This is a genomic window from Micromonospora sp. DT231 (genome assembly GCF_049847025.1).
GTDB lineage: Bacteria > Actinomycetota > Actinomycetes > Mycobacteriales > Micromonosporaceae > Micromonospora.
The window spans coordinates 158,237-173,269 of record NZ_JBNCNO010000008.1 but is presented as its reverse complement, the minus strand read 5'-3'; the positions used below and the strand labels follow the sequence as shown (position 1 = coordinate 173,269).

General features: G+C 72.3%; 12 protein-coding genes. 5 read left to right on the top strand and 7 right to left on the bottom strand.

Translation table 11 applies throughout. The features are described 5' to 3' along the window. Positions 1–2: 2 nt before the first annotated feature. On the top strand, positions 3–1,667 hold the full coding sequence (locus tag ACPXBU_RS21570; protein ID WP_425759370.1) for a tetratricopeptide repeat protein: 1,665 nt from the start codon (positions 3–5) through the stop codon (positions 1,665–1,667). 10 nt (positions 1,668–1,677) lie between these two features. Here ACPXBU_RS21570 and ACPXBU_RS21565 read toward each other — a convergent pair whose 3' ends face one another. Together ACPXBU_RS21565 and ACPXBU_RS21560 are read right to left on the bottom strand one after the other, a co-directional pair. Then, a complete protein-coding gene (locus ACPXBU_RS21565; RefSeq protein WP_393374445.1) occupies positions 1,678–3,057 on the bottom strand; it encodes a sensor histidine kinase in 1,380 nt (459 codons plus the stop codon). 74 nt (positions 3,058–3,131) lie between these two features. After that, positions 3,132–3,788 (bottom strand): response regulator transcription factor, encoded by a 657-nt coding sequence (locus ACPXBU_RS21560; protein WP_393374376.1) that lies wholly within the window; start codon positions 3,786–3,788, stop codon positions 3,132–3,134. 96 nt (positions 3,789–3,884) lie between these two features. On the opposite strand from ACPXBU_RS21560, the gene ACPXBU_RS21555 reads away from it, so the two are divergent. Beyond that, entirely contained in the window at positions 3,885–5,012 is a 1,128-nt protein-coding gene (locus ACPXBU_RS21555) for a LolA family protein (RefSeq protein ID WP_425759369.1), read from the top strand. A 184-nt stretch (positions 5,013–5,196) separates the two neighbouring features. Here ACPXBU_RS21555 and ACPXBU_RS21550 read toward each other — a convergent pair whose 3' ends face one another. Then, positions 5,197–5,823 carry an SGNH/GDSL hydrolase family protein gene (locus ACPXBU_RS21550; RefSeq protein ID WP_425759368.1) on the bottom strand — a complete coding sequence of 209 codons (627 nt, stop codon included), beginning with the start codon at positions 5,821–5,823 and terminating at the stop codon, positions 5,197–5,199. Between the two features lie 144 nt (positions 5,824–5,967). Here ACPXBU_RS21550 and ACPXBU_RS21545 point away from each other — a divergent pair, with 144 nt between their 5' ends. Continuing rightward, a complete protein-coding gene (locus ACPXBU_RS21545) occupies positions 5,968–8,292 on the top strand; it encodes a HelD family protein (RefSeq protein WP_425759367.1) in 2,325 nt (774 codons plus the stop codon). A gap of 90 nt (positions 8,293–8,382) precedes the next feature. Here ACPXBU_RS21545 and ACPXBU_RS21540 read toward each other — a convergent pair whose 3' ends face one another. Further along, a complete protein-coding gene (locus ACPXBU_RS21540) occupies positions 8,383–8,802 on the bottom strand; it encodes a hypothetical protein (protein ID WP_393374448.1) in 420 nt (139 codons plus the stop codon). A 190-nt stretch (positions 8,803–8,992) separates the two neighbouring features. Here ACPXBU_RS21540 and ACPXBU_RS21535 point away from each other — a divergent pair, with 190 nt between their 5' ends. Both ACPXBU_RS21535 and ACPXBU_RS21530 read left to right on the top strand, forming a co-directional pair. Beyond that, positions 8,993–11,035, top strand: coding sequence for a glycerophosphodiester phosphodiesterase family protein (locus ACPXBU_RS21535; protein ID WP_425759366.1), 2,043 nt, complete (start codon positions 8,993–8,995; stop codon positions 11,033–11,035). A gap of 272 nt (positions 11,036–11,307) precedes the next feature. Beyond that, the gene (locus ACPXBU_RS21530) at positions 11,308–11,589 is read left to right on the top strand and encodes a hypothetical protein (RefSeq protein ID WP_393374449.1); all 282 of its coding nucleotides are present in this window, start codon (positions 11,308–11,310) and stop codon (positions 11,587–11,589) included. A 69-nt stretch (positions 11,590–11,658) separates the two neighbouring features. On the opposite strand, the gene ACPXBU_RS21525 is transcribed toward ACPXBU_RS21530, so the two are convergent. The 3 genes from ACPXBU_RS21525 to ACPXBU_RS21515 form a co-directional block, all read right to left on the bottom strand. Beyond that, positions 11,659–12,621 (bottom strand): sporulation protein, encoded by a 963-nt coding sequence (locus ACPXBU_RS21525; protein WP_393374390.1) that lies wholly within the window; start codon positions 12,619–12,621, stop codon positions 11,659–11,661. Between the two features lie 135 nt (positions 12,622–12,756). Further along, positions 12,757–13,797, bottom strand: a complete 1,041-nt coding sequence (locus ACPXBU_RS21520) for a HEAT repeat domain-containing protein (RefSeq protein WP_425759365.1) — start codon at positions 13,795–13,797, stop codon at positions 12,757–12,759. Positions 13,798–13,886: 89 nt separating this feature from the next. Continuing rightward, positions 13,887–14,987 carry an LUD domain-containing protein gene (locus tag ACPXBU_RS21515; RefSeq protein ID WP_425759364.1) on the bottom strand — a complete coding sequence of 367 codons (1,101 nt, stop codon included), beginning with the start codon at positions 14,985–14,987 and terminating at the stop codon, positions 13,887–13,889. Between the last annotated feature and the right edge of the window lie 46 nt (positions 14,988–15,033).

Here is a 15,033-nt window from a genome sequence, read left to right as displayed (position 1 = left end):
GCGTGTCTTCCGGCTTCGGTGAACTGACTGACCAGGCGCACCACCTCGTGTCGGCCGGCGACCTGGCCGGCGCGCAGCAACTGCTCGCCGACGCGCTCACCGATGCCGACCCCCGCCCGGCCAACGCCACCGGAGAGCTGGCCGAGGCGGCAAGCCTCCAGGCGAGGGTGCTGGTCGCCCTCGGTGAGCCGCACTCGGCCCGAGGATGGGCCGCCTTCGCGTACGCGGCCACCACCCGGCTGCACGGCCGTTCCGACCCGCGCACGGTGGCCGCCGCGGCGACCCTGGCCGCCGTGTTGCACCGGGTCGGCAGCCACTCCCGGGCCGCGCGGCTCTACCAGGAAGTCATCATCGAGCTGACCGCGCAGGATGGCCCGGAGTCGCTGCGGGTGCTGGCCGCACACGCCGACCTGGCCACCGTCGAGTACGCCCGCGGCCAGTGCACGGTCGCCCGGGACCGGCTCCAGGACGCCTGGGAGCTGCACCGGGAGATCTACGGCGACGGGCACCCCAGCGGCATCAAGATGCTGGCGCGGCTCGGGGCGATGCAGCGTGACTGCGGGCAGTTCACCGAGGCACACGACCACCTGGCGCTGGCCCGCGAGCTGTGCCGGCAGCACCTGCCCGCCGACGATCCGCTTGCCGCGCAGGTGGCGGCCCTGGCCCGGGCGGCGGCCAATCCCGACCACGCCTGCGCCGACGACCCGCCCACCGCCCGGGACACGCCTGTGGTGCCGGCCGCCCGGGTGCCACCGCATGGCGGCGACCCGACCGACGCCGGGCACCAGCCACCGACTCCCTACCCCCACCAGGGCGGGGCGGCGGCCGGCGGCACGGTGCCGAACCCACGAACGCCTGCCGACGAGCCGGTCGGGTCGACGGGCACCAGGTGGCCACCCGAGACGGAACCCTCGTCCCACCACACCGACCCACCGGTGCCCCCGTCGGTGTTCGGGTTGGCCGGCGGCTCCGAGGAGCAGCCCGGCGTCTACCGGCTACACCGCCCCGCCGCGCCGTCCGACCCGTACGCGGAGTCCGACCCATACACGCCGTCCGACCCGTACACGGCGTCCGACCCGTACGCCGCGTCCGACCCGCACCGGCCGCCGGACCCGTACGCGCCGCTCGAGCCCTACACGCCGTCGCGCCTGCTGCCGGTCCCCGTGCACCGGGCGCCGGCGGCGCAACGCAACCGGCTGGTGCCCGTGCTGGTGGCCGGCGTGGTCGTGGTGCTGCTCGGCGCGGCCGCGGTGATCGCCGGGGTGGCCCGGGTCGACGGCGACGACGAGCCGACCCCGCCCCCGGCCAGCGGCTCCCCCACCGGCACCCCGCCGGCCGCCACCCCGCCCACCTCGGGCAGTGCCCCGCCCACGCCGGCCGCCACCGGGGTGCCGCCGGGCAGTCCGCCGGGCGCGGTAACCCTGCGCGACACCCGGGACAGCATCGCGCTGAACTGGACCTATCCGGCCGGCAGCGAGGGGCCGGTGGTCATCGCGGGTGGTCGTACCGGGCAGGAGCGCAACGTCTTCGCGACCCTGCCCGCCGGCACCACCAGTTACGTCATCTACGCGCTCAACCGCACGAACGACTACTGCTTCACGGTTGCCGTGGTCTGGTCCACCGACACCGTCGCCAACTCCGCGCAGGTCTGCACCCGACGCCGCTGACCCCGCACCATCACGGCGCGTCAACCGTTGGCTCCGGAGGCTCCTCGGCCGGCAGCAGCAGGCACACCCGGAGCCCGTGCCGCTCCGGCGCGTCGGTGAGGGTGATGCCGCCACCGGCGCGTCGTACCAACTCCCGGACGATGGCCAGGCCCAGGCCGGCGCCGCCGTCGTCGCGGGCCCGGCCGTCGTCCAGCCTGGTGAACCTGTCGAACACCCGCTCCCGGTCGGCCGCCGGGATCCCCGGGCCGTCGTCGGTCACCGTCACCAGGTGGTACGCCCCGACGCCAGGCCCGTCCGTCCGTCGCGCCGCAGCCGTCGCCTCGGCGGCGAGCACCACACTGCCGCAGGCGTGCCGTACCGCGTTGTCGACCAGGTTGGCCAGCACGCGGCGCAGCTCGTCGGCGTTGCCTGTCGTCCACAGCGGGCCCGGCGGCAGGACCACCCGCACCGGCGACGCCGGATAGCGGGCGGCGACCTCGGTCAGCAGCGCGCCCAGTTCGACCGGGCCGGTCCCCCGGGCCGGCGCGGCCTCGTCCAGGCGGGCCAGCAGCAGGAGATCGTCGACCAGCCGGCTCAGCCGGTCGGTGTCGGCCAGCAGGTTCGTGGTCACCGCCGTCCAGTCCGTCCGGTCGGCGAGGCGCTGCGCCACCTCCAGCTCGGTGCGGATGTTCGTCAACGGGCTGCGCAGCTCGTGCGCGGCGTCGGAGACGAACGCCCGTTGACGCACCCGTCCGGACTCCAGCCGGTCCAGCATGTCGTTGAGGGTGACCGCCAACCGGTGGATCTCGTCGGCCGAGGCGGGCACCGGCAGCCGGCCGGTGCCGGCCCGCCCGGTGATCTCCTCGGCGCCCCGACGTAACGCCTCGACCGGCCGCAGAGTCGCGCCCACCACCCGCCACGCCACGGCGGCGAGCACCGCCACCAGCAGCGGGAAGGCCACCAGCAGGATGGTCCGGACCACGTGGGTGCTCTGCCGCACGTCGGCCATCGACCGGGCGACCAGCACGGTGAGCGGGTCGTTCGCCGTGCCGGCGGGCACGGCGACCACCAGGACCGGGCCGGCGAGCCCGACCCGCTCCGCCGGCACGTCCAGCTGCTGGCGCCGGTCGCGGCGCAGCCGCTCCGGGCGGACCATCGGGACGAGCCGGTCGGCGTCGATCGAGGCGGCCCTGATCCGCCCCTGCCCGTCGACGACCTGGACGCGGACCTGCCCGCCGGCCACCGGCAGCGGATCGGGCAACACGTCCTCGGCGGCGAGCAGGGCGACCGCGTCGGCGGTCCGGAAGGCCTCGGTGTCGACGGTGCGCTGGAGTACGAAGCCGAGCGCGCCGAACAGCACCACCCCACCCAGGGCCAGCCCGATGGTGAGGCCGAACACTCCGATCGCCAGGAGCCGCCCCCGCAGCCCCAGCACCGGCAGCCAGTCGGTTCGCGCGCGACCGGCCGGCACCGGGCCGCCGGTGGTCACGTCGCCAGCCGGTAACCGGCACCCCGGACCGTCTCCAGTCGGTCCCGGCCGAGCTTGCGGCGCAGGTAGCCGACGTACACCTCGACGATGTTCGGCGCGGTCTCCAGGCTCGCGTTCCAGACGTGGTCCAGTAACTCGATCTTGGAGATCACCTGGCCGGGCCGGCGCATCAGATAGTTCAGCAGCGCGAACTCCCGTGCGGTGAGCGTCACCTCGGCGTCGGCCCGGGTCACCCGTCGACGGGCCGGATCCAGTCGCAGGTCTCCGACCGCCAGCACCGTCGGGCGTTCCGGCGTGCCCCGGCGCAGCAGCGCCCGCAGCCGGGCCAGCAACACCACGTACGAGAAGGGTTTGGTCAGGTAGTCGTCCGCGCCGCAGTCGAGGCCGTCGGCCTGGTCGTACTCGCCGTCCTTGGCGGAGAGCATCAGCACCGGCAACCAGTGCTGCTCCGCTCGCAGTTTCCTGACCACCTCGTAGCCGGAGAGGCCGGGCAGCATCACGTCGAGGATCATCGCGTCGTACCCGCCGTGCCGGGCCGCGTCCAGGCCGGCCGGGCCGGTCGGCGCCACGTCCACCGCGAACCCCTCGGCCCGCAGGCCGCGTTGTAGGGCAGCCGCCAACCGGGCCTCGTCCTCCACCACAAGCAACCGCACACGTCAAGGGTGCCACCCGGGTCAACAGGCGGCGGCTCGGCGTCCTCAGCACGTTCTCAGGGCCGAGGGGGCAGGATGGGAGCAGGAGGTGCCACCATGTCCGTCCTGAGAAGCCGTCCCGTCCTTCGTTGGCTGGTCCCGGCCACCGCAGCCGTCGCCGTCATCGGCGGTGGAGCGGCGATCGGCACGTTCGCCGCCGAGGCCGAGCCGAGCCTGCCACCGCGTACCGCCGCCCAGCTCCTGGTCGACCTGCAGACGTCCCGACTGGAGGGGGTCTCCGGGACCGTCGTGCAGCGTGCCGACCTCGGCCTGCCGCCACTCGCCGGGCTGCTCCCCGGCAACGACCTGACCACCATGTTGACCGGCACGCACACCCTGCGGGTCTGGTATTCCGGCCCGGAGCGGCAGCGGGTCGCGCTGCTGGACACCCTCGGCGAGCAGGACGTGATCCGCAACGGCCGGGACGTGTGGACCTGGGAGAGTCGGACCAACACCGCCCAGCACCGCACACTCGGCGACACCGGGACCGGCCAGGCGGCGCCCGAGGCGCGGCCGAGCCTGCCGGCCACGCCGCAGCAGGCCGCCGACCTGGCGTTGGCCGCGATCGACCCGAGCACCCAGGTGAGCGTCGGCCGGTCGGCGACAGTCGCCGGTCAGGACGCGTACGAGCTGGTGCTCCAGCCGCGCGACCAGGGCTCCCTGGTGCACCAGCTACGGATCGCCATCGACGCCAAGCAGCACGTGCCGCTGCGCTTCGAGGTGCTCGCGAAGGGCAGCGACCAGCCGGCGTTCGAGATGGCCTTCACCCAGATCGACTACCGCCGGCCCGATGCGGACCAGTTCACCTTCAACCCGCCGCCCGGCGTGACCGTCACCGAGGAGAAGGCCGAGCGGCCGGCCGCGGGTAAGCCCGGCCACGTCGAGCCGGCCGCCGATCCGCAGGTACGCGCGGTGGGCACCGGATGGACGACCGTGCTCGTCGCCCGCCTCGACGGGGCCCTCGGCGGCAAGCCGGCCGACGCGAAGCCGGCCGTGCCACCGGCGGGCGCCGCACCCGGAATGGATCTGTCGAAGCTGCTCGGCGGGCTCGCGGCGGTCAAGGGCGACTGGGGTAGCGGTCGTCTGCTCACCGGCAAGCTGTTCAGTGTGCTGCTCACCGACGACGGCCGGGTTCTCGCCGGCGCGGTCACTCCCGAACGGCTCTACCAGGCCGCTCGCGGCTGATCCTCCGGTGTCCGCGCCGGGTCGACCCTCGCGGTTGGCCCGGCGCGTCATCGTGTCCGACCCGCGCGCGGGCGGCGGCGAAGGGCAGCCCGGGTCGTGAGGCCGGCTGGGCGCGTCCGACCCGCGCGCGGGCGACAGCCAGCGGTGCCGGCGGGCGCCGAGTCGGCGGTCGGTCGTGCGCGGGTCAGGCGGCGCCGAGGGCGCTGAGGTAGGCGTCGGCGAGAACCGCGTGACCGGGCAGGTACGGGTGCACGCGGTCGTCGGCCCAGCGCGCCGACGGGCTGACCGCGAGGACCCGGTCGAACGCCGCCTGGTTGGGCACGTGCACGGCGTCGAACTCGGCGGCCAGCCCCGCCACCACCGCCGCGTACCTGTCGGTGTCGGCGCGTTGTGGAACGCCGCGGTCCGCCTCGATGAGGAACGGGTCGCCGAGGATCAGCCGGCAGCCGGTGGCGGTGACCGCCCGACGCAGCAGGTCGCGCAGGGTGCGCTCGTACTCCTCGATGCCGACGGCCTCGTGCGGGCGGTCGCCGTAGTGCCGCCAGATGTCGTTGATGCCGATCAGCACCGCGAGCCAGTCGGGGCGCTCGGCGATGGCGTCGTCGTCCCAGCGGGCGGCCAGGTCCCGTACCGTGTCGCCGCCCACACCCCGGTTGATCCAGGTCAGCTCCAACTCCGGGTGCCGGGCGTCGACGAACGCGCGGACGAGGCTGACGTAACCGGAGCCGTAGGGCGCGGCGACGTCGCGCCGACCACAATCGGTGATGCTGTCGCCGATGAAGACCACGCGTTGCCCGGCCCGCAGGATCATCCGACGCCACCTCGCGATCACCGGCGCCGACCCGCCGGGCTTGGTGCGAACCGGCGGAACGCGCTATCTTCAACAGTTCGAGGACACAAAAAAGAACGGCTAATAGCCGTTCCTGCAAAGGATTCTAATCTTTAGGGAGACGGCTTGTCAAGGCACTCCGGCGGTTCCGGCGAATTGCCGCTCGACGACGAGATCGGTCGCGAGCAGGAGTACGTCTCGATGCTCTACGACCGGCTGGACGGGCTGCGTGAGCAGGCCGCCCACCGGCTCACCGCCGAGCTGCGCAACACCGGCGGCACCCTCCAGGACCGCTCGCAGCGCGACAGCTCGGTAGCGATGTACGCCGATCAGGTCGAGCAGTTCTCCGCCGTGGAGAACGGGCTCTGCTTTGGCCGTCTCGACGGTGACGACGACTCCCGCCACTACATCGGCAGGATCGGCATCTTCGACACCACGGGTGACTACGACCCGCTGCTGATGGACTGGCGGGCCCCCGCCGCCCGCGCCTTCTATCTCGCCACCGCCGCCAACCCGCAGGGCGTACGCCGCCGCCGGCACCTGCGTACCCGCCAGCGCAAGGTGACCGGGCTCAACGACGAGGTCCTGGACATCGACTCCGCCGCCCCCGGCGGCCACGAGGAGCTGACCGGTGAGGCGTCGCTGCTCGCGGCGCTCAACGCGGGCCGCACCGGCCGGATGCGCGACATCGTCGAGACCATCCAGGCCGAACAGGACGAGGTCATCCGCGCCGAACTGCCGGGCGTCATGGTGGTCCAGGGCGGCCCCGGCACCGGCAAGACCGCCGTCGCGCTGCACCGGGCGGCGTACCTGCTCTACACACACCGCCGCGAACTCTCCAGCCGGGGCGTGCTGCTGGTCGGCCCGAACGCGACGTTCCTGCGCTACATCTCCCAGGTGCTGCCGACGCTGGCCGAGACCGGCGTGCTGCTGCGTACCCAGGCTGATCTCTTTCCCGGGGTGAGCGCCCAACGGGCCGAACCGGCCGAGACCGCGGCGCTCAAGGGCCGGGCCGTGTTGGCCGAGGTCCTGGCGCTCGCCGTCCGGGACCGGCAGTGGGTGCCGGACGAGCCGCTGGAGATCGAGGTCGAGCGGGAGGCGCTGAGTCTCGACCCGGAGACCGTGCGCACCGCCCGGGACCGGGTCCGCCGGGTCGACCGGCCGCACAACCTGGCCCGCGCGTTGTTCGCCACGGAGATCGTGCACGCGCTCGCCGACCAGGTGGCCGAACGGATCGGCGCCGACCCGCTGGGCGGCGACAACCTGCTCGACGAGGCCGACCGCGCCGAGATCCGCCGCGAGCTGCGCGAGGAGTCGGAGATCCAGGCCGCCCTCGACCGGCTGTGGCCGGTGCTGACCCCGCAACGCCTGCTCGCCGACCTGTACGCCGACCCGGACCGCATCGCCGCCGCCGCGCCGATGCTCACCGACGACGAGCGGGCGCTGCTGCACCGTGAGCCGGGCGGTTGGACGCCTGCCGACGTACCGCTGCTGGACGAGGCCGCCGAGCTGCTCGGCGAGGACGAGCGCGCCGCCGCCGCCCGCCGGGACCGCCTCCGGATGTTGGAACGGGAGTACGCCGAGGGCGTGCTGGAGATCGCCCGGGGTTCGCGTTCGATCGACGTCGAGGACGAGGCCGAGGGCGGTGAGATCCTCGGCGTGACCGACCTAATCGACGCGGATCGGCTGCTGGAACGGCAGGAGGAGGCCGACCGGTTGACCACCGCGCAGCGGGCCGCCGCCGACCGGACCTGGGCGTTCGGCCACGTGATCGTGGACGAGGCGCAGGAGCTGAGCCCCATGGCGTGGCGGCTGCTGATGCGCCGCTGCCCGAGCCGCTCGATGACGATCGTCGGGGACGTCGCGCAGACCGGCGCGCTCAGCGGCACGCCCTCCTGGGCGGACGCCCTCGCCCCGTACGTGGCCCAGCGGTGGCGGTTGACCGAGTTGACGGTCAGCTACCGCACGCCGGCCGAGATCATGGCGGTCGCCGCCGACGTCCTGGCGGAGATCGACCCGGCGTTGCGTCCACCGCGCTCGGTGCGGGAGAGCGGCGTACCCCCGTGGGACCGGACGGTGCCCGGCGAGCGGCTGGCGGCGGAACTCGTCGCGGAGGCCACCCGGGAGGCGACCGCGCTGACCGAGGGTCGGCTCGGCGTGCTCGTGCCGGCCGGCCGGGTCGGCGAGTTGGGCGCCGCGGTGGCGGCCGCGCTGCCGGAGGCGGCCGTGGGTGAGCACCCGGAGTTGGAGAGCCGGGTGGTGGTGTTGACAGTCGCGCAGGCCAAGGGGCTGGAGTTCGACTCGGTGCTCGTCGTCGACCCGGACCGGATGGTGGCTGAGTCGCCGCGCGGGCGCAGCGACCTGTACGTGGCCCTCACCCGTGCGACCCAACGCCTGGGTGTCCTCCGCCCCACCCCCACCCCCACCCCCACCCCCACCCCCACCCGCTGAGTCGATCATGAGGTTGACGTGGACTCTGATCTCCGTCAGCCACGTCAACCTCATGATCACGCCGCCAGGGGGGCGGGTGGGTGGGTGGGGTCAGTCGGTGGATTTGTCCCTGATGGACTTTGCTGGTTCTGGCGCCGACGTGGACGCGTCGCTGGTGTTACCGCTGGTCGGCGTGCTCAGGCCGCCGGTGGTGGCATCGCCGGTCGTGGTCGGTGCGACCTTGCCCGGGTGCCGCTCCGGCTGCCGCGCCACCCGGCGCACGCTCGCCGGACCGGCGGTGCCACCGGTGGTCGTCACCGCGCCCTGCCCACCGACCGGGCCACCGTCGCGCAGCACCTGCGGGTCGATCCGTTCCTTCGCCGGATCGAACGGGTCGTCGCGCTGGATCTGACTCTGCACATCGGTACGGGGAAGCGTCACCTCGTCGATGGCACCCTTGCCGTACACACCTCCGGCGATCCGATCCTCGGCCTGGCGGGCGGCGTCCTGCCGCATGTCGTCCTCACGCACGATCATCACCTCGCAGAAGCTGTGGAACCGACTGGGTGCCCGACCACCGGCCGACCAAACCCGGGGTGACCGGGAGGTCGTCCACGGTGGTTCACCGTCGCGCCGCCCGCTGGCCGCCTGCCCGCCGCCCGAGATGTCCATGCTGTCCGGCGACCGGAGGGAGATGCCCACCGGCAGAGGGGATGACAGCGTGCGCACAGTACGCCGTACCGCCGTCGCGGCCCTGGTAGCCGCGACGGTGACGACCGGGCTCGCGGTGCCCGCCCAGGCGAAGCCGCGACCGGACCGGACATTCGACGTGCAGGCCCACCGCGGCGGCCTCGGGTTGCGGGTGGAGAACACCCTCGCGTCCTTCGGCAACGCCCTCCAACTCGGGGTGAGCACCCTCGAACTGGACGTGCAGATCACCGAGGACGGGCAGGCCGTCGTCACCCACGATCGGAAGATCAGTGGCGCCAAGTGCGTCGACACCGCCCCGGTGACGCCCGGCGACCCGGAGTTCCCGTACGTCGGCAAGTACGTCAACACGCTGAGCGTGGCCCAGGTGCGCTCGCTCGACTGCGGCACGAAGACGCTGCCGGACAAGCCCGGCCAGCTCGCCGTCCCGGGCGCCCGGATGCCGCTGCTGCGTGAGGTCTTCGCCCTGGTCAACCGTTACCGGGCGAAGGACGTGACGCTCAACGTCGAGACCAAGGTGGAGGCCGGCGCGCCGACCGAGACCGCGCCCCGCGACCAGTTCGTCCGGGTCACCGCGGCCGAGGTCCGTGCCGCCGGGCTGCTCAAGCAGGTCAGCATCCAGAGTTTCGACTGGGGTGCGCTGATGCGCATGCGCCAGGTCGAGCCGAAGCTCCCGCTTGTCGCCCTGACCAACTACGACTTCCTGCAGACCGGACAGCCGGGCGCCTCGCCGTGGCTGGGCGGGCTGGACATCGACGACTTCGGTGGCGACCCGATCAGGGCGATCCGCAGCTTCGGCGCCAGCGCCTTCTCGCCGGTGCACGGCATGCCGCAGAACGGCACGGTCACCGACCCGGGCTACCAGCCGTACGTCACGAAGGAGATGGTCGCCCGGGCGCACCGCTACGGGATCAAGGTGATCCCGTGGACCGTCGACGACGTGCCGACCATGACCAAGCTGATCGACGACGGCGTGGACGGCATGATCACCGACTACCCGGACCGGCTGCGGGGTGTGCTGGCGCAGCGCGGCTACCGGCTGCCCAAGGCGTACGCGGCGCCGTTCGACATCCAGGCGCACCGGGGCGGCCGGGCCACCCGGCCGGAGAACACCCTGCCGGCCTTCTCCAACGCGCTGTCCAACCGCGCCATCTCCACGCTGGAGCTGGACACCGGCGTGACCGCCGACGGCGCGCTCGTGGTGCTGCACGACCGCACCGTCAACGGGTCGCACTGCGTCGACACCCGCCCGGTGCGCCGTGGCGACCCGAAGTTCCCGTACGTGGGCAAGCCGGTGCACGAGCTGACCCTGGCGCAGCTCAAGACCGTCGACTGCGGCACGAAGACGCTGCCCGAGCTGCCCGCCCAGGTGCCCGCGCCGGGTGCCCGGATCCCGACCCTGGACGAGGTCTTCGCCCTGGTGAAGGCGAGTGGCCGCACCGACATCGGGATGAACATCGAGACGAAGATCAGCCCGGTGGTGAACGACACCGAGCCGTACCGCGGCTTCACCCGCAAGCTGGTCGACGCGATCCAGCGGGCCGGCTTCACCAACCGGGCCACCATCCAGTCGTTCGACTGGCGCACCATCACCTACGCGCGGCAGCTCGACCGCCGCATCGGCACGGTCGCGCTGGTCTGGCAGTACGGCCCTGCCGAGTGCGCGACCCTCGCCGACGAGTGCTCGCTGGAAGCGGTCTACGGCAACCCGTCGGTGAAGAGCCCGTGGACCGGTGGACTGGACTGGTGGAAGTACCAGGATCTCGGCAAGCTGACCCGGGCCGCCGGCGCGGGCACGGTGTCGGCCAACTGGCAGGTGCACGACCCGACGCAGGGCACCGTCGCCTCGGCGGACTGGTACCTGCGGGAGAACCCGGCATACTTCCACGGACCGGACGTACGGACCCTCCAGAAGCGCGACGGGCTGAAGGTGATCCCCTACACCGTCGATGACGCGACGGTGATGCAGCGGGTCATCGACCTCGGTGTCGACGGCATGATCACCGACGACCCGGACCTTCTGGTGAGCGTGGCCAGGCGCAACGGCCTGCGCTGACCCGGTCGTCCACCCGATCGCCGGCCGGATTTTTCCGGCCGGCGATCGGTGTTACCTGCTCGGGGGCCTCGGGTAGTCGGGGGGTGTCCCCGCCACGAAAGCGAACCGTGCCGTGGCCGAAACGCGGTAGCGGGGCGAGGGAATGCAGGTACGACTCATCGCATCCTGAGGAGGACCAGATGAGCACGCAGGCTGCTTCCACCCGGCCGATGAACCGGCCCATGAACGACCCGCAGAATCCCGCGTCGATGCGGGACATGCCGACCCAGCAGATGCCGTCCATGCGGGACGGGCATCGAGACCCGATGCCGTCGCCGGGCACGGAGACCAAACAGGCGTTCCTGACGACGGAATTCTGGGTCTACGCCGCCGCGGTCGCGCTCGTGGTGATCGCCGCGTTCTGGAAGGGCACCACCGCCAACGGGCTGAACATCAACAACCCGAACCAGGCGTGGCTGTTCCTGACCATCCTGACCGGTGGATACCTGGTCAGCCGTGGTTTGTCGAAGGCCGGCTCCGCACGTCGTTCCGGCCGCGAGCGCAAGAAGCACTGACGACTCACGCGTGAAGCAGTGGCCTCCGGGAGCATCTCCCGGAGGCCACTGTCGTCGTGTGGGGCAGGGCTACTCGTCGCCGCCGAAGTCACCACCGAAGTCGCCGCCGAAATCACCCTCGAACGCGTCCTCGATCATCTCGCCGGCGACCATGCCGCCCGCGACACCGAGCGCCGCCCCGGCCACCATGCCGCCCATCCCGTGCCCACGGCCACGACCGTGACCGTGGCTCGGGCCGTACTGGGACCGCAGGTTGCCGTAGCGGGACGTGGTCTCGCGCAACCAGCCGTCGACGACCTGCGCCCAGTCCACCCGGTCGACGTCGGTGTGCGCCACCTGGAAGCGACCGAACGCGTCGTGCCCGGCGCTGAGGAAGCCACCCCGCTTGTCGCACTCCAGGATGACCTCGACGCCGCGCTGGCTGGTCACGAAGGTCAGCTCGACCTCGTTGATCGTGCCCGCGTACTGCGGAGCGGCGAAGAACTCGATCTCCTGGTAGAACGGCAGCGTCTGCTGGACGCCCCGGATGTGACCGCGCTCCAGGTCGGCGTGCTTGAACCGGAAACCGAGCCGCTGGAACGCCTCCAGGATCCGCTCGTGCACCGGCAGCGGGTGCACCGCCACTTGGTCCAGGTCGCTCTTGTCGACCGCGCGGGCGATCGAGAGCTCGGTGCGCAGGCCCATCGTCATGCCGTGCAGGCGCTGGCCGTACACGTCGGTGATCGGGGTCTCCCACGGCACCGGGAGCTGGAACGGGATCGAGAGCTGCTGCTTGGGGGCGAGCAGGAACGCGCCGCTGACCGCCATCCGGTGAAACTCCAGGGTGCCGGAGTATTCGGCGTCGTGCCCCTCGACCTCGACCCGGGTCACCAGACCGATCACCACCTGCTCGATGGCCGCCTCAGCGTCGCCACCGACGAGGTTCACCTGCCCGTCGAGGGTCAGGCCGGGCCGGGTGTTGGGGTTGGTCAGCACCGTGTCCACACTGGGACCACCCACACCGAACGCGCTCAACATCTTCTTGAAGACCATCGGAACTCCTGTGCGACGCCGACCGCTCCAGGCTGGAGTCGGACGTTGACTCGAGCGGCACCTTATCCAGCACCCCTGTGAGATGGCTGTGAAGCGCCCGCGAGGACGCCCCGAGTTCCGTGAGCCCGGGGTCGGTCAGCGCTGGAGATCGGCGATCGCCAGCTCGGCCGCACGGGCCGGATCGTTCCCCGCCCGGTTGAGCAACCCGTCCAGGAACCAGTGGCCGGAGATGTCGGACGCGTCGTCGATGTCGAGGTACAGGCCGAGGTCGCACCGCTCGCCGAAGATCGCGACCCGCAGATCGGGGCGGAGCTGGTGCACGGTGTCCAGGACCTGCCACGCCGACTCGTCGCGCTCGCCACGGCGCACCGGGTCACACTCCCGCAGGGCATCGACGACACCGTCCGCGGTGGGATCGAACCCGTCCAGCAGCGGCAACAGCGACGCGTCCGCCAGGTACGCGGCGGCCTGGAAGGTGAACGTGTGCACTTCCTCCCGCGCGAGCAGGTCGCGTACCAGGGGAACTGCCCGCGCGTCCCGCCGCCGCGCCAACCCTCGGGCGCCCTCCGCGCGGACCTCGTCGTTCATGTCGCGGGTACGGTCCCACAGCGCCCGCCGGACGGCGTCCCCGTCCGCGGTGCTCATCCAGCCGAGGCCGAAGGTCGCCCACTCGCGCACCTCGGGGTCGGCGTCGGCGCTCAGGACGATCAGCGCAGCCACACCGTCCTCGGGAGGGTGATCGTCGATCAGCACCATCGGCAGCGCGGCCGCGACCTGGAACCGCACATCCTTGTCGGGGCTGCCGGCGAGGGCGACCAGGGTGGGCAGGGCACGGGGATCGCAGGTGGCGCCCAGGGCGCGGGCGATCGACCAGTGCACCTCAGGATCGACCTCGGTGTCGGCCACCGCGATCAGGGCGGTCGCGGCGTCGCTGCGCAGGTCGTCCCCGTGCACGTCACTCGCGAAGCCGAGCAGGTCGCACGCCGCCGCGCGCACCACACGGTCGGCGTCGGCCAGGTGCGCGAGCGCCAACCGCACGGCGACAGCGCCCGACCCGGCCGCGTGTCGAAGCAGATCGGACCCGTCGTCGAGGTCGTCCGAGGTGCCCGACTCCACGACGCGGCGGAGCTGTTCCACCGCTTGGTCGAACAACTCCGCCGCCTCGTGTGATTCCACCGGCGAATGGTGTCACGCGGGTCGGTGGGCCGCACCAGCACGAGTGGGCAGTGCTCGCACCGCTGCTGGCGAGTGGCGCTTGGGCTCGGTCAGTATCCGATGGCCTCGCGGAGAAGCAGCACGGTACCGCGCCCAGGGCGAGGTTCCGCGTTGAGGATGAGCAGCCGGTTGATGGCGCTGGGCACCCCGTACGCCGCCTGGGCGCGGACGTTCTCCAGCGGGAAGGCGTGCTCCTCGACGCGGCGCAGCGCTGCGCTCAGGTCAGGAACCACCTTCTGCGCGCCGACGATCCACACCGCGTGGGTGGCACCGCCCGCGTTGGCGGGAAGTTGACTGCCACTGCCCGAGGCAAGGACGAGCGAACCGGTCTCGGTGACCGCGGCGACGCTGTTGACGACGAAGTCCGGGGTAGCGACAAGCCTTCGGATCTCGTCGGCGCCGGTGGCACGGTCGATGGCCAGGACGCACGGCCTGATGGCGTCGTACCGGCCGTGGGCGTTGATGTCCTCGTCGATGCCGGACAGTCGGAGGGTTTCGCTGGATCCGGTGAGCACGCTGGCGCCCTCGGGGACCAGGTCCTTGACGCGGGCGCGCGCGGCGGCGGCATCGTCGAGGATCTCGGCGGCGAAGCCGTTGGCACGCAGCGCCGCGGCCACCCGCTCCAGTCGTTCGGCCGATGCCGGGTCGACGAAGGACAAGGTCGGAGCCGTGGTGGCCGTGGCATCTGCCACGTCGGTCCCGGAGTCCTGCGCCGTGTGGGGTGCCGAGCCCGCCAGCGGGGAGGTGTCGAGGTACCTGACCTCGTACACCCGCTCGGCGAACTTCCAGCCCTCCACGGTGCGCTGGTAGCGGTCGTGGTAGACGGCGTAGTTCAGACCCTGCCGCCCGTCGAGGGTGCGCGCGAGTTCTTGGATGTAGGCGCGGCCGGTCGCGGTGTCGCCGTCCAGCAGGATCGTGCCGGGGTGTGTGGTCTGAACGAAGAAGTCCCACTGGCTCTGCAGCCGCTCACCCCCGGCACGGATCGCCGCACGGCCGACCAGCTCGACGGGGATGTTGGGCATGCGCAGGGCACCGTCCAGGGTGAACAGCGACGCCAGGCGGGGCCGGTCGCGCATCATCGCCGAGTCGGTGAACTCGCCGCGCAGTGCCTCGATCTCGACCCGGTCCGCGATGGCCTGGAATTCGTTCATCAGAGTCCCCTCTTCCGCCATGTTGTCGGCCTCACCGGTACGACAA

Excerpts from the sequence above, each read along its gene's own strand:
- ACPXBU_RS21530 (WP_393374449.1), top strand. The coding sequence starts at position 11,308 with ATGCCGTCCATGCGGGACGGGCATCGAGACCCGATGCCGTCGCCGGGC.
- ACPXBU_RS21555 (WP_425759369.1), top strand. The coding sequence starts at position 3,885 with ATGTCCGTCCTGAGAAGCCGTCCCGTCCTTCGTTGGCTGGTCCCGGCC.
- ACPXBU_RS21515 (WP_425759364.1), bottom strand. The coding sequence starts at position 14,987 with ATGAACGAATTCCAGGCCATCGCGGACCGGGTCGAGATCGAGGCACTG.
- ACPXBU_RS21550 (WP_425759368.1), bottom strand. The coding sequence starts at position 5,823 with ATGATCCTGCGGGCCGGGCAACGCGTGGTCTTCATCGGCGACAGCATC.
- ACPXBU_RS21525 (WP_393374390.1), bottom strand. The coding sequence starts at position 12,621 with ATGGTCTTCAAGAAGATGTTGAGCGCGTTCGGTGTGGGTGGTCCCAGT.